Below are 14,075 nucleotides of genomic sequence, written 5' to 3' on the forward strand. Positions count from 1 at the left end.
GAATAGCGGCAAAGTAGTGACTTCTTGAAGCGGGAACTTTCGATTGTCGGGTGTATAACCCAAATCTGCGGAGGACAGCAGCAGTGATTGTGGATGGCTAATGTGCCGACTGAATTATCCGCAAGAATTCACGCATCGGGCATCTAGGAAACACGCTCCGCCTGTCCTACAAATCCGAGATATTAATGCTTGTACTGGAAACGAATGAGTATCAAGAGTTGAGCGCACAGGAATTGAAATCTGCTCTTTGGGAAGCGGCGAATGTGCTGCGTGGGTCCGCCGTCGACCGCACCGATTGGAAGGGTTACATCCTTCCTCTCCTTTTCTTCAAGCGCATCTCGGATGTCTGGGACGAGGAAACGTCCGAAGCCAAAGAAATCTACGGCGACGTCGATCCCTTTCAATTCCCTGAGGCCCACCGTTTCGTGCTTCCGGACGGCAGTCATTGGAACGATGTGCGGGGCCTGGCGTCAAACGTTGGTGCAGCTCTGCAAAAGGCTATGCAAGAAATCGAGCGCGCCAATCCAGATACCCTCTTTCGTGTTTTTGGCTCCGCCGACTGGGGCAACAAAGAGAAGTTCAGCGATGAGCTACTGAAGGACCTGATTGAAGGATTTTCAGAGATCCAGCTCGGCAATCAGGCGGTCAGCACTGACGCTCTCGGCGATGCCTATGAATATCTCGTGGGAAAGTTCGCCGACGTCACGCGCCGCAACAAGGCCGGCGAGTTCTATACGCCAAGAAGCGTTGTGCGGATGATGGTCGAGATCCTCGATCCTAAGGAAGGTGAGAGCATTTACGATCCCGCCTGTGGGACAGGTGGTATGCTGCTTGGCGCTATAGAGCACGTCACCCGCAAAGGAGGCGATGCCCGCAGATTTTATGGGAAGATCTACGGACAAGAAAAGAACCTCACTACCTCTGCGATCGCGCGGATGAACCTCGTCCTTCACGGGATTGAAGATTTCCAAGTGGCCCGAGAGGACACCCTGCGAGATCCGGCCTTTACCGATTCCAGCACGGGCGGCCTCGCCACGTTCGACTGCGTCATTGCAAACCCTCCGTTCTCACTCAAGGAATGGGGCCGCGATCTTTGGGAGGCCGACCCATGGGGCCGCGCTATGTATGGGATCCCCCCCGAGAGCTATGGCGACTATGCCTTCGTCCAGCACATGATCGCCTCCATGGCGCCAACCGGGAACAGCCGTATGGCCGTTGTCCTGCCACAGGGAGCCCTGTTCAGGAAATCAGCCGAGGGCTCTATCCGGCAGGCCCTCCTCGAACGGGACATGGTTGAGGCAGTCATCGGCCTTGCGCCGAACCTCTTCTACGGAACCCAGTTGGCCGGATGTGTCGTGATTTTGCGCCGCAAGAAGCCCGAGTCTCGCAAGAACAAGGTCCTTATCATTGACGCCTCTAACCTCTTCCGCAAAGGCCGGGCGCAGAACTTCCTCGATCAGGAGCACAGCGACCAGATCGTTGCCTCGTACCGTGCCTTCGAGGATGTCGAGGACCGTGCCAAGGTGGCCACGCTCGATGAGATCAAGAAGGAAGGCTGGACGCTGAACATCTCGCGTTACGTCCTGCCGCCCATCGGCCAGGACATCCCACCGTTGCCTGAAGCCGTCGAGGCGTTCAAGACCGCGCTCGCCGATGCCCGGGCGGCTGAGGATCACCTACGCAAGGTGCTGGTCGAAGGGGGGTGGCTGCAATGAGCGGGCTGACCCAACGCGAACTCGAAAGCTATCTCTGGGGCGCCGCGACACTGCTGCGCGGGCTCATCGATGCTAGCGACTATAAGCAGTACATCTTCCCGCTGATGTTCTTCAAACGCTTGTCCGACGTCTGGGACGAGGATTATCAGGAGGCGTTCAATGAAACAGGCGATGAAGGCTATGCCACCGCTACGTCAAATGACCGCTTCGTGATTCCCGAAGGCGCGCACTGGAATGACGTGCGCGCGGCGCCGCGCGATGTCGGGCGGGCGCTGCTGTCGGCCTTCCTCGCCATCGAGGCGGCGAACCCTCAACGCTTGCAAGGCGTCTTCGGCAACGCGAACTGGACCGATAAGGCCCAGATGCCCGACAGTACGCTGAAGAACTTGATCGAGCATTTCTCGAAGCATGACCTGACCCTTGCCGCCGTGCCCGAGGATGAACTTGGCAACGGCTACGAGTACCTGATCAAGAAATTCGCCGATGACAGTGGCAACACCGCGCAGGAGTTCTACACCAACCGCACCCTCGTCCATTTAATGGCGCAGATGCTGGAGCCCCAGCCGGGCGAGAGCATCTATGACCCGACCTGCGGCACCGGCGGCATGCTGATCTCGTGCCTCGCCGAAGTGAAGCGGCGCGGCGGCGACACACGCACCACCGGCCTTTATGGGCAGGAACTGATTACCATCACCGCGGCCATCGCGCGGATGAACCTCGTCATCCATGGCGTCGACGATTTCCACATCGCAAGCGGCAACACGCTGGCCGCGCCCGCCTTTGTGCAGGGCGACCGACTGCGCACCTTCGACGTGGTTCTCGCCAACCCGCCCTACTCTATTAAGAAATGGAACCGCGGCGCATGGGAGAAGGATCCGTGGGGCCGCAACTTCTTGGGCACCCCGCCGCAGGGGCGGGCGGATTACGCCTTCTTCCAGCACATCCTGTCGTCTATGGACCCGAAGACCGGGCGCTGCGCGATCCTGTTCCCGCATGGCGTGCTGTTCCGCAACGAAGAGGCCGAGATGCGGCGCAGGCTGGTGGAATCCGATCGGGTCGAATGCGTGCTGGGGCTCGGGCCGGGGCTGTTCTACAACTCGCCGATGGAGGCCTGCGTGGTGATCTGCCGGTCGCAGAGGCCCGCGGCGCGCAAGGGACGCATCCTGTTCATCGATGCGGTGGCCGAGATTGCGCGCGAGCGGGCGCAAAGCTTCCTGCGCACCGAACACCAGGCACGCATTCTGTCGGCCTATCACGCATTCGCCGACTATCCCGGCTTTGCTGCCGTGGCGAAAGTGGCCGATGTGTTGGCGGCAGACGGCAATCTATCGATTGCCCGTTATGTGAAGCGACCCAAGGCGGCTGCGGCAGAGGGCGAGGCGACGCTGGCGTCGACGTGGGCGGCGTTCGATGAAGAAGGGCGAGACTTCTGGTCGGGCGTGCACGCGCTGGTGGACATGCTCGATGGCCTGACGCTTGCGGAGGATGCCGATGCTTGAGCGGCCAATTTCGAAGGCGGGGTGGACGCGCGTGCGGTTCGACCAGATTGCCACGCAGATCAACGACCGGGTCGACAACCCCGCCGAGGCCGGTGTTGAACGCTACGTCGGGCTGGAACACCTCGATCCCGACAGCCTACACATCCGGCGCTGGGGCGAACCCACGGATGTGGAATCGACCAAGCTGCGGTTCCAGCCGGGTGACATAATCTTCGGCAAGCGCCGCGTGTATCAGCGCAAGGTGGCGGTGGCCGATTTTGAAGGCATCTGTTCGGCGCATGCCATGGTGCTGCGCGCCAAGTCCGACGCCGTACTGCCCGAGTTTCTGCCCTTCTTCATGCAGAGCGATATGTTCATGGAACGGGCCTTGAGCATCTCGGTCGGGTCACTGTCGCCCACCATTAACTGGAAGACGCTGGCCGCCGAGGAATTCCTGCTGCCACCGCTCCCGGCGCAGGCGCGTTTGGTGGAAATTTTCTTGTCTACGGTAAGGTATTCAGAGTCGCTATTTAAGCTAGCTAGGAAAGCAGAGGCCTTGTTTATTGCTCTTGCGGAGAATTTATTAAATTCTCCTTCCATTCCCAAATTGAAGCTTTCGGAAGTAGTCGATTACGCGTCAGATGGTCCATTCGGTAGCAAGCTAAAAACAGAGCACTATTCCGCAAGCGGTGTTCGCGTTATTAGATTAAATAATATTGCCCCAAATATATTTTTAAATGATGACAAAGCGTATATTCCGCTTTCGTATTTTCATACGGACCTTGAGAGATATGAAGTTCGGCCTGGTGATATCGTCATTGCAGGTTTGGGTGATGATGAAATCCCGCCAGGTCGATCTTGCGTCGTTCCAACCGACCTTGGTCCATCAATAAATAAGGCGGACTGCTTTTGCTTGCGTGTAAATTCGAGGATGGACGCGCGTTATCTATCTTTTTTTCTGAACAGCCCAATGGGCTTGTCTCAATCAAAAGAATTTTCGCAAGGGACGACTCGAATTCGACTCAACCTCGAAAACATAAAGAGATTCAACGTACCAGTTCCGAATGGTTATGAGCAGGTCGAGATAGTTGAAAAGCTTGATGACGCTTATAGCGCTTGGACCGGTGTTTTGGAACGCGTCGCTAAAGCGTCAGAGCTTCAAAAGTTCATGGTAAATAGTCAGTTGAGTATGCAGCAATGACCTTTAACGAATCCAACACCGTTGAAGCCCATCTGCGCGACCTTCTCGCCGGAGCGACATCGGTTCGCCCGACGCAATTCGCACCCGGCCTCGCCCGCGCGTGCGGCAACATCGCGGGCCTTGGCTGGCATTACGTCGCCCCCGCCGACCTTCCCCGCCAGCCGCAAGAGGTGCTGGTCGAGGCCCATCTCCGCGACGCCCTGATTCGTCTGAACTCCGACATCGCCGCCAATCCCGGCCGGGCCGATGACGTGCTCTACCGCCTGCGCGCCATCGTCATGGGCGCGCGGTCGGACGGCCTTGTCAAGGCGAACGAGGAATTTGCGGCGTGGCTCCTGGGCGAGCGCTCCATGCCCTTCGGCGCGAATGGCGAACACGTCACCATCCGCCTGATCGATTTCGACGATATCGAGAAGAACAGCTTCGTCGTCACCCAGCAGTTCATCATCCGCGCCGGCAAAACCGAAAAACGCGCCGATCTGGTTCTACTGGTCAACGGCATTCCGCTGGTGCTGATCGAGGCCAAGACGCCGGTGCGGTCCAGCCAAAGCTGGCTCGACGCCGCATTGCAAGTGCATGACGATTACGAACGCAACGTGCCGGAGCTGTTCGTGCCCAACGTCTTTTCGGTGGCGACCGAGGGCAAGGAGTTCCGTTACGGCTCGGTCCGGATGCCTGTCGACATGTGGGGCCCTTGGCGTGACGGCGACGGGCCTCAGACGATGGGTGCGGTAGAAAAGGCCGCCACCTCGATGCTGCGACCAGCAATGGTGCTCGACATGCTCGACAGTTTCACGGCCTTCGCGACGCAGAAGGGCAAGCACCGCATCAAGATCATCGCCCGCTATCAGCAGGTGGATGGCGTCAACAAGATCGTTGCACGCGTGGTGGCGGGCCAGCCGCGCAAGGGGCTGATCTGGCATTTCCAGGGATCGGGCAAGTCGCTTCTAATGCTATTCGCCGCGCGCAAGCTGCGGCTGCACCCGGCGCTGAAGAATCCAACGGTGCTGATCGTGGTCGACCGGATCGACCTCGACAGCCAAATCTCCGGCACTTTCTATGCTGCCGACATGCCCAACATGGTGCGCACGGAAAGCCGCAAGGAACTGGCCGATCTGCTGGGCAAGGACGCGCGGAAGGTGGTGATCACCACGATCCACAAGTTCGCCGAGGCGGATGGAGTGCTGAACGACCGCGACAACATCATCGTACTGGTGGACGAGGCGCATCGCACGCAGGAAGGCGATCTGGGCCGCAAGATGCGCGAGGCGCTGCCGAACGCGTTCCTCTTTGGCCTGACCGGCACCCCGATCAACCGCGCCGACAAGAACACCTTCTACGCCTTTGGCGCCGATACGGACGAAGGCGGCTACATGAGCCGCTATGGCCTCAACGACTCGATCCGTGACGGCGCGACAAAAGAGCTCCATTTCGAGCCGCGTCTGGTGAACCTGCACATCGACCAGCAGGCCATCGAGGACGCCTATGCGGAACTGACGCAAGGCCTGACCGACGACGACAAGGATCGTTTGGGCAAGGCCGCGGCCAAGATGTCTATCTTGGTAAAATCGCCCGAGCGCATCCGCGCCATCTGCAGTGACATCGCCAACCACTTCCAGGAGAGAGTCGCCCCGAATGGTTTCGGCGCGCAGGTGGTGACTTTCGACCGGGAAAGCTGCCTGCTGTACAAGCAGGAGCTCGACAAGCATCTGCCGCCCGAAGTTTCGGATATCGTGATCTCGGTCAACAGCGGCGAACCAGAGTATACGCCCTACAAGCGCGACCGGGATACCGAGGAAAAGCTGCTCGACCGCTTCCGCGACCCGAAGGACCCGCTGAAGATCATCATCGTTACATCGAAGCTGCTGACCGGCTTCGATGCGCCGATCCTGCAGACGATGTACCTGGACAAGCCGCTGCGCGACCATACGCTGCTGCAGGCGATCTGCCGCACCAACCGGCCCTATGGCGAACAGAAGACGCACGGGCTGATCGTCGACTACCTCGGCATCTTCGATGATGTCGCGCAAGCCCTGCAGTTCGATGAAGAGGGGATGAAGAAGGCGGTGTCGAATATCGCCGAGCTGATCAATGCTCTCCCGACCGCGCTTCAGAAGTGCCTCGCCTACTTCGCGGGCGTGGACCGCAGTCTCACCGGCTACGAGGGTCTGATTGCTGCGCAGGAGTGCATCCCGCATAACGAGCTGCGCGACGCCTTCGCGGCCGACTTCAGCGTACTGGCGAGGGTCTGGGAGGCCCTATCGCCCGATCCGATGCTGACCCAGTATGAAACAGATTATCGCTGGCTGGCGCAGGTCTACGAATCCTTGAAGCCTTCGACCGGAACCGGACGGCTGCTCTGGCACCGACTGGGCGCCAAGACCATCGAACTGATCCACGAGAACGTCCATGTCGACGCAGTGCGCGACGATCTCGACACGCTGGTTCTGGACGCCGAACTGCTCGAGGCCGTCCTCGGCAACCCCGACCCGGAAAAGAAGGCCAAGGAAATTTCAGTCAAGCTGGCCAGCCGACTACGGAAACACGTGGGGAATCCGAAGTTCAAGGCATTGGGCGAGCGCCTGGAGGACCTGAAGAACCGGCACCAGCAGGGCTTGCTGCTATCAATCGACTTCCTGAAAGAGCTTCTGGCGCTGGCAAAGGACGTAGTGAAAACCGAACGCGAGACGCCTGAGGAAGAGGACATCGACCGCGGCAAAGCGGCGTTGAGTGCACTTTTTGAGGAGGCCCGGAACGGCGACACGCCTGTCATGGTCAAGCGGGTCGTGGACGACATCGACGAGATTGTGCGTGCGGTTAGATTCGATGGCTGGCAGGCGACGCACGCTGGAGAACGCGAGGTCAAGAAAGCGCTCAGGCAGACTTTATTTCGCTATAAGCTACATCAAGACGCAGATCTGTTCGAGCGGGCGTACGTGTACATTAGAGAATACTACTGATCATGCCATTTGTATCACGGGGCACGGGCCGTGCGACACGCCCTGTCAGCTTCTTCCATTGAGGGCTGTCGATTAAGGTGGAACGAGATCTTCAAGCGACTAGCGGCGGCACTTCCCTCTCTCGAGGCGAAAGCCGAGTTCCCGGTCGGTTAAATCCTCCAAAGCAACTCCTGTCGCTGCACCGCCTCCGTTCTATCACTCTCACGGATCCGTCCAGGATCGACTCCTTCGCCAGCGCGACAAGCTGGTCGCGCGCAGGCCACACAATCTCCCGAACGGGTTTGTAGTGGGCCGAAAGGATTCGACGCGGATTTAAGTCGCGTCGAGACCGCGTGGTGAAAGTAAATAAACGCGAATCCTTTACGTCTGGTTTTCGTTAACTCATGGATTCAAGAAAATGAGTCGTTAGATAGTTCGTAATTGTTGACAAACCCGCCTCGTGTCTTAATCGCTGTTATGCGTCTATCGGGGAGTTGCTGGCGATTGCTATTTACTTACTTCTTTTTGAGTTTATAATTCTATGATAATATGCGCGCGGTTTTCGATGGCCGAGCCCCTCTCTCTGCGAGAGGCATGATGTTCGCCTGGAAGTGCGGGCGGATCCGCTGCCGGTGGCGCTCGATTCTGGGACGGTGCCGATCACCCGACCAGGCCCAACTGCAGCGGGTCACGTAGCACGTCGAGACTCCTGGGACGCCGAACCATGGCGAAATACCGGAAACAAGATGGCCGCGGCAGGGAGCGACGGACTATGGCGACGAGAACAAGTGGCCGTCGCGGAAGACAGCATTCAAATTGACATTTTGGCGCCGGCTTAGACAGGTCGCCTGACGCTGGAGGTGCGTCCGGCGTGTCGTACCTGTTGCGCGTGAGATCTAAGTGCTCTGGATCGAGGTGAAGCATGCCTTCGTACATCTTGGACGACCGGCTCATGACTACCAAGGAAGCCGCGGCTCGTCTCGCCATTTCACAGAAGACACTTCGTCGTCTCGTCGCGATCGGGCATCTCGAGTTCGTCAACGTGGGGACCGAGAGCCGAGTGTATCGACGCTTCGCTGTCGCCCAACTCGAACACTTCATTCTAACCAGACGGGGAAAGGAGACATATTCATGTCGGTCTATAAGCCTTCGGGCACCCCCTACTATCACTACGACTTCTGGATCAACGGCGAGCGCTTTCACGGATCTACAAAATCCGCGAATCGGAGGGAAGCGGCAGCCATAGAACGTCAACTGAAGGAAAGGGCGAACGAGGAAATCAAGGAAAGAGCGAAGAGCGGAAAGGCTCCCATGACCTTCAATGCAGCCGCTGGCCGCTATTGGCTCGAAAGCGGGCAGTTTCTCAAGCACGCGGATAGGTACTTCGCCAAAATCAAGCGGCTCGTTGACTACTTCGGGAAGGAGGCTCGGCTTGACGAGATCGATGACACGGCGGTGGCGGCGCTGGTTGCGTACCGAAGGCAGCAGCCAAGGTGGGGAAAAGCGAAGCTTAAAACGGTCGAGAACAGGACCGTCACGAACGCCACAATAAACAGAGAGGTGCTGGAACCGATGAAGAAAATTTTTCGGCGCGCTCGGACACTCTGGCATTGCTCACTTCCTCTCGAGCCCCATTGGCGCGAGCACTGGCTAAAGGAACCGAAGGAGCGCGTCCGCGAACTGCGGGAGGACGAGCGGATCGCCCTGGACGCCGCGATGCGACCTGACTATATGCCATGGTATCTGTTCGCCCACCTGAGTGGGCGCCGCCTCTCTGAGACCCTGATCGAATGGAAGCACATTGATGAAGAGGCTGGGGTGATCGCCACTCCGGGAAAGGGCGACACGGTCGCTCGGACTCCGCTTACTCCCTCGATCCGGGCCCTGCTCGAGCCGTTGAAGGGACATCATCCGACCTACGTCTTTACCTTCATCGCACAGCGCAACCTGCGCAAGAAGAGCCTAGTCAAGGGACAGCGATATCCCATCAAGCCCTCAAACGTCCAGACCGTCTGGCGCCGGTGCCGAGCGAAGGCCGGCGTGACGGACTTCCGCTTCCACGACCACCGTCACGACAGGGCGACCAAGCTGCTGCGGCAGACGCGCAATCTCAAGCTGGTCCAACTTGCCCTGAACCATGCCAACATAGCAACGACCGCCAAGTATGCGCATGTGATGCAGGAGGATCTGGCGGCGGCGCTGGAAGAAAGCGCAAAGTCCCGAAATTCCTCCCGAAGCGACGAGGCGCTAGTTTCGTAAGGGATTGCTTTCGCATGGTTTTTCCTTGGTAGGGTCGGCGCCAGGCAAGCGCCTCTTAATCAGCGGGTCCACGGTTCGAGCCCGTGATCACCCACCAGACTTCTTCATTGTCCTGTTCTTTCCATTGGCAGTCGATCCAGGCGTTGACGTCTGAGGCCGCTTAGACCACCAGTTCCCCCTCGGCGATCTTCACCGCGTGACCGCCAATGCGGGCGGTGGCGATCTTGCCGCCGGCAATGTCGAGGTGGAGATGGATGAAGGAGGGACGCCCCATCTCTACCCCCTGCTCGATCAGGATCGGGTGATGCCCATCGACAAGCTTGTCGAAGAGGTGAATCGCGCCGGAAAGCGCCGCCACCGCCGCGCCGGTCGCGGGATCTTCGGTGATCCCCATCTCCGGCGCAAACATGCGGGCATGAAAGCGGGCCATGTGGTTGATGCCGCCGCGGCAGTAGAGATAGGCGGCGGCGAGCCGGCCCTCCGCGAGCGGCGCCAGTTGCTCCCAACGCTGCGGGTCGAACTCCACTGCCGCGACGGCACCGACGTCGTGCAAAGGCACCGTGACAAAGGGAACGCCGGCACTCCAGAAGGAAATGACGTGGTTCTCGAAGCCGATCTGCGTGGCCTTGAGGCTAAGCGCATCGGCGATCGCCTGCTTGTCGAAGCGCGCATCCAGCCGGCTTGGCTTGCGGGGCAGGTCGAATTCGGCAAATGTCGCTCCCCGGGGGTTCAGCCGCACCGCAGCGCGCACCGGGCCCACCTTTTCTTCCAGCACCTGCATCAGATCGAGCGGCTTTTCGGACCCTCCATAGAGCGACTCGGCGATTGCGACGGCGGCTCCGACCGTCGGATGCCCGGCAAAGGGCAGTTCGTGCCAAGGCGTGAATATCCTGAGGCGTACCGAATAGGCGGCGCTCCCCGACCGCTGTATGAAGACTGTCTCGGAAAGATTGAATTCCTGAGCGATCGCCTGCATGGCCACGTCGCTCAGGTCTTCCGCCTCGAACACTACGGCAAGCGGATTGCCCGCAAGATGTTTTTCGGTGAAGACGTCGTAGATCGCGTAGCGTCGTCCCATACATCTCCCCTTCATGAGGCGCGCGTTGGTCGATACGCCGTAACCGAGATCCGGACCGGCAGTTCTGCGCCATGACCTTGCAATGCCGTAGCCTTGGCGGCAAGGCAAAAAAACACCCTCAGATTGCCCTCAACCTCACGATCCGATGCCGCGGGGAGCAATACGGGGAAGCCGCATTCAACGACTGTAGCGCATTTGGAGCGCCCGTGGCCTTTCGGCCCTGCAAAACAATCGTTATGAGATTCTGCCGTTAAGTCCCTTTCCGCGTGCAAAGCGGCGTACTCCACGAAACGGCGGAAAAGAGGCCGCTGAGACACCATGACGATCCAAGCGATGTCATGTAGAGGCATTCCGGCGGGGGTCTGGGCCCTTGGCTTCGTGTCGATGTTCATGGATATCTCCTCGGAGATGATCCACGCGCTGTTGCCCCTCTACATGGTCACTGCGCTCGGCACATCGACGCTCGCCGTCGGCCTGATCGAGGGCGTTGCCGAAGCGACGGCCTCGATCACCAAGGTCTTCTCAGGCGCGCTTAGCGATTGGCTCGGCAAGCGCAAGTTCCTCGCCGCCCTCGGCTATGGCCTGGCAGCGCTCACCAAGCCGATCTTTCCGCTTGCCGCCTCCCTAGAATGGCTGGTGGCGGCTCGCTTCATCGATCGTGTCGGCAAGGGCATCCGCGGCGCGCCGCGCGACGCGCTCGTCGCCGACCTCGCTCCGCCCCATCTGCGCGGCGCAAGCTTCGGCTTGCGCCAGTCGCTCGATACGATCGGCGCTTTCGTCGGTCCGCTCCTCGCCATCGGTCTGATGTGGCTGACAACCAATCAATTTCAAACGGTGTTCTGGTTTGCGGTCATTCCCGCCTTGCTCTCCGTGGGCGTGCTTCTCGTTGGGGTCAAGGAGCCCGCGCGGCCGAAGGAATGGCGCCGGGTGCGGATGCCGCTGCGTCGTGATGAATTGGGACGACTCGGATCGGCCTATTGGTGGGTGGTGGCCGTCGCTGCGGTCTTCACGCTGGCCCGCTTCAGCGAAGCCTTCCTCATCCTGCGCGCCCAATCGATCGGCCTGTCCCCGGCGTTGGCGCCGGTCGTCCTGGTAATCATGAGCCTCGCCTACTCGCTCTCGGCCTATCCCGCCGGCGTGCTCTCCGATCGTGTCAACCGCTTGACCCTCCTCGTGCTCGGCCTTGCACTCCTGGTCTTGGCCGACCTCGTCCTCGCCTTCACGACAGGCATCGCTGCGCTCGGCATCGGCGTCGCGCTTTGGGGTTTGCATATGGGCTTTACTCAAGGGCTGCTGGCAACCTTGATCGCCGAAACGGCGCCGGCCGAGCTGCGCGGCACTGCCTTCGGCATGTTCAACCTGGTAACCGGCACCGCCCTGCTGCTTGCCAGCGTCATCGCCGGCGTGCTCTGGGACTTAGCCGGGCCGCAGGCGACCTTCGTCGCCGGCGCCGCCTTTACCGCGCTGACGATCGCCGGGCTGGCTTCGATCCGCTCCCGGCTTGCAAGCGAGAGAGCATGAACCGCTTGGCGCCCCGACCCTTCACGTCGGCAGTCCCGCCTTCAGCAAGCCTTGGCGGAAGAGGTCCAGTTGTTCCGGGCGCTCAAGCAGAAGTCCGCGCCGGATGAAATCTTCCGTCGAAAAGTCCGGGCAGAGGTTCAAGAGCTGCGCCTTCGCCGCCTCGGTCGCTCCCGTGTCGCCGGCCTGCGCGTAGCAGGCTACGAGGCGCGCGAAAGTGAACGGCCCCGGATTGGGCAGCTCCTTGAGCGCCGCCGCGGCTTCCTCGTAGCGGCCGAGAATATACAGCGCGTTGCCAAGCGCGGCGCAGTACCATGGCGGCGGAAACGGGTTCAGCCGAAAGCCTTCACTGATCCATTCGATCGCTTCCTCGAGCTTGCCGCGGCGGGCGAGCAGGCCGCCCATCTGGACCAACGTGTTGGCGTCGTTCGGATTCAGCTGATAGGCACGACGATAGTGCCGCTCGGCCAGTTCGAATTCGCGGCGGTTGACATGGACGAGCGCCAGCAGGCGCTGGCAGCCGCCCTCGCCTTCGTCGAGACAAACCGCTCTGCGCGCCAGCGCCAGCGCATTGTCGAGCACGTCGCGCGGCGCATTGGCATAGCCATGCAGCGCCATCCTTGCCAGGGCAAGATAGGCCTGTGCCAACGCGAATTGCGGGTCTCGTTCAAGCGCCGCCTCGAACATCAGGCAGGCCTGCCGATTGTCATCGGGACCATAGCCCCTGATGTGGACGAGCCCGCGGAGATAAGACTCGTAGGCCGCAAGGCTCGCCGTCGGCTTTCGCAGCGCCTGGCGAACATCGGCACACTCGATCTGCCCCACTAGGGTCGAGACGATCGTCCGCGTCACTTCGTCCTGCACCGCGAAGATATCGGTGAGCTCGCGGTCGTAGTGCTCTGACCACAGGTGGGTTCCGCTGGCGGCCTCGACAAGCCGTGCCGTGATACGCATGCGCGCGCCTGCCCGACGCACGCTTCCCGCTACGAGATAGGCAGCATTGAGCTTCCTGCCGATCTCCTTCAGGTCCGCGCTCTCCCCCCGAAAGCTGAAGGAGGAGGTCGCGGCGATGACGGAAAGCGAGCGAAATCGGGCGATGCCGCCGATGATATCCTCGCTGATGCCGTCGCTGAAAAAGTCCTGGTCCGGCGCGCCGCTCAGATTTTCAAACGGCAGGACGGCAATCGAAGTTCGCTGCCGCGCGGGAAGGGCCGCGGGCCCGGCCCTTTGCGCATACCGCCAATGCCAGACGTGGACGGCCCGGGCGATGTTCTTCAGCGATATTTCACCGCCGTCGAGAAAGGCCGAACGGTTCTTTGGCCCGAGCTGCCGATGGACGATATCGGCCACGCAAATGCCGCCCGGCTCGGCCGCTTCCTCCAGACGGGCGGCGACATTGACGCCGTCTCCCAGCAGATCGTCTCCTTCGATGACGACGTCGGCGAGATTGATGCCGATCCGCAGGACGATCCGGTCGTCGAGCATCAGCTCTTTCTGGTCGGAAGCGAGCTCCTCCTGAAGGCTTATCGCACAGTCCACCGCGTCGACTGCGGAGTTGAAGGCAACGAGCGCCCCATCCCCCATGAGCTTGACGACGCGGCCGCCACGAGCGGCAATGGAGGGGGTTAAGATGGAAGCCTGCAGCCGCTTGATCGCGTCCAAAGTGCGTGTTTCGTCGGCCTCCACCAGGCGCGAATAGCCGACGACATCCGTGGCCATGATGACCGCAAGCCGCCGTTCGACCCGCCCGTTCGCCATACCGCTCTCCACGCGCAATGGATGAAAATTTAGCTTTTTATCATAGAGCGGGAAAGATGCGGCAAAGCGAAACACCGCGGTGCCGCGAACGTCGGCTTGCGCAAGCTGGTCGACTTCGCGGCACCGTTG

General features: G+C 60.3%; 9 protein-coding genes. 7 read left to right on the forward strand and 2 right to left on the reverse strand.

Translation table 11 applies throughout. From position 1 onward, the window contains the following. Positions 1–185 precede the first annotated feature (185 nt). The 6 genes from AU381_RS23935 to AU381_RS23955 all read left to right on the forward strand — a co-directional run bounded on the left by AU381_RS23935 (position 186) and on the right by AU381_RS23955 (position 9,592). Complete coding sequence (locus AU381_RS23935; protein WP_064244261.1) at positions 186–1,715, forward strand: type I restriction-modification system subunit M; 1,530 nt, start codon at positions 186–188, stop codon at positions 1,713–1,715. Next, positions 1,712–3,214 carry a type I restriction-modification system subunit M gene (locus AU381_RS23940; protein WP_064244262.1) on the forward strand — a complete coding sequence of 501 codons (1,503 nt, stop codon included), beginning with the start codon at positions 1,712–1,714 and terminating at the stop codon, positions 3,212–3,214. Before AU381_RS23935 ends, AU381_RS23940 begins: the two co-directional genes overlap by 4 nt. After that, a complete protein-coding gene (locus AU381_RS23945; RefSeq protein WP_064244263.1) occupies positions 3,207–4,394 on the forward strand; it encodes a restriction endonuclease subunit S in 1,188 nt (395 codons plus the stop codon). Before AU381_RS23940 ends, AU381_RS23945 begins: the two co-directional genes overlap by 8 nt. Beyond that, a complete protein-coding gene (locus AU381_RS23950) occupies positions 4,391–7,354 on the forward strand; it encodes a type I restriction endonuclease subunit R (protein ID WP_064244264.1) in 2,964 nt (987 codons plus the stop codon). Before AU381_RS23945 ends, AU381_RS23950 begins: the two co-directional genes overlap by 4 nt. A 931-nt stretch (positions 7,355–8,285) precedes the next feature. Continuing rightward, positions 8,286–8,579, forward strand: a complete 294-nt coding sequence (locus AU381_RS31270; RefSeq protein WP_162273456.1) for a helix-turn-helix domain-containing protein — start codon at positions 8,286–8,288, stop codon at positions 8,577–8,579. Then, positions 8,465–9,592: a tyrosine-type recombinase/integrase gene (locus AU381_RS23955; protein WP_064244265.1), complete on the forward strand. Its 1,128-nt coding sequence runs from the start codon at positions 8,465–8,467 to the stop codon at positions 9,590–9,592. Before AU381_RS31270 ends, AU381_RS23955 begins: the two co-directional genes overlap by 115 nt. Positions 9,593–9,752: 160 nt before the next feature. On the opposite strand, the gene AU381_RS23960 is transcribed toward AU381_RS23955, so the two are convergent. Next, on the reverse strand, positions 9,753–10,670 hold the full coding sequence (locus AU381_RS23960) for a PhzF family phenazine biosynthesis protein (RefSeq protein WP_064244266.1): 918 nt from the start codon (positions 10,668–10,670) through the stop codon (positions 9,753–9,755). 318 nt (positions 10,671–10,988) lie between these two features. On the opposite strand from AU381_RS23960, the gene AU381_RS23965 reads away from it, so the two are divergent. After that, positions 10,989–12,191, forward strand: coding sequence for an MFS transporter (locus AU381_RS23965; RefSeq protein ID WP_064244267.1), 1,203 nt, complete (start codon positions 10,989–10,991; stop codon positions 12,189–12,191). A 21-nt stretch (positions 12,192–12,212) separates the two neighbouring features. Here the strand turns inward: AU381_RS23965 and AU381_RS23970 are convergent, their stop codons facing one another. Further along, entirely contained in the window at positions 12,213–13,946 is a 1,734-nt protein-coding gene (locus tag AU381_RS23970; RefSeq protein ID WP_064244268.1) for an adenylate/guanylate cyclase domain-containing protein, read from the reverse strand. Positions 13,947–14,075: the final 129 nt, after the last annotated feature.

Source organism: Sinorhizobium glycinis, from assembly GCF_001651865.1.
GTDB classification, from domain to species: domain Bacteria; phylum Pseudomonadota; class Alphaproteobacteria; order Rhizobiales; family Rhizobiaceae; genus Sinorhizobium; species Sinorhizobium glycinis.

Excerpts from the sequence above, each read along its gene's own strand:
- AU381_RS23965 (WP_064244267.1), top strand. The coding sequence starts at position 10,989 with ATGACGATCCAAGCGATGTCATGTAGAGGCATTCCGGCGGGGGTCTGG.
- AU381_RS23950 (WP_064244264.1), top strand. The coding sequence starts at position 4,391 with ATGACCTTTAACGAATCCAACACCGTTGAAGCCCATCTGCGCGACCTT.
- AU381_RS23940 (WP_064244262.1), top strand. The coding sequence starts at position 1,712 with ATGAGCGGGCTGACCCAACGCGAACTCGAAAGCTATCTCTGGGGCGCC.
- AU381_RS23960 (WP_064244266.1), bottom strand. The coding sequence starts at position 10,670 with ATGGGACGACGCTACGCGATCTACGACGTCTTCACCGAAAAACATCTT.
- AU381_RS23970 (WP_064244268.1), bottom strand. The coding sequence starts at position 13,946 with ATGGCGAACGGGCGGGTCGAACGGCGGCTTGCGGTCATCATGGCCACG.
- AU381_RS23945 (WP_064244263.1), top strand. The coding sequence starts at position 3,207 with ATGCTTGAGCGGCCAATTTCGAAGGCGGGGTGGACGCGCGTGCGGTTC.
- AU381_RS23955 (WP_064244265.1), top strand. The coding sequence starts at position 8,465 with ATGTCGGTCTATAAGCCTTCGGGCACCCCCTACTATCACTACGACTTC.
- AU381_RS31270 (WP_162273456.1), top strand. The coding sequence starts at position 8,286 with ATGACTACCAAGGAAGCCGCGGCTCGTCTCGCCATTTCACAGAAGACA.
- AU381_RS23935 (WP_064244261.1), top strand. The coding sequence starts at position 186 with ATGCTTGTACTGGAAACGAATGAGTATCAAGAGTTGAGCGCACAGGAA.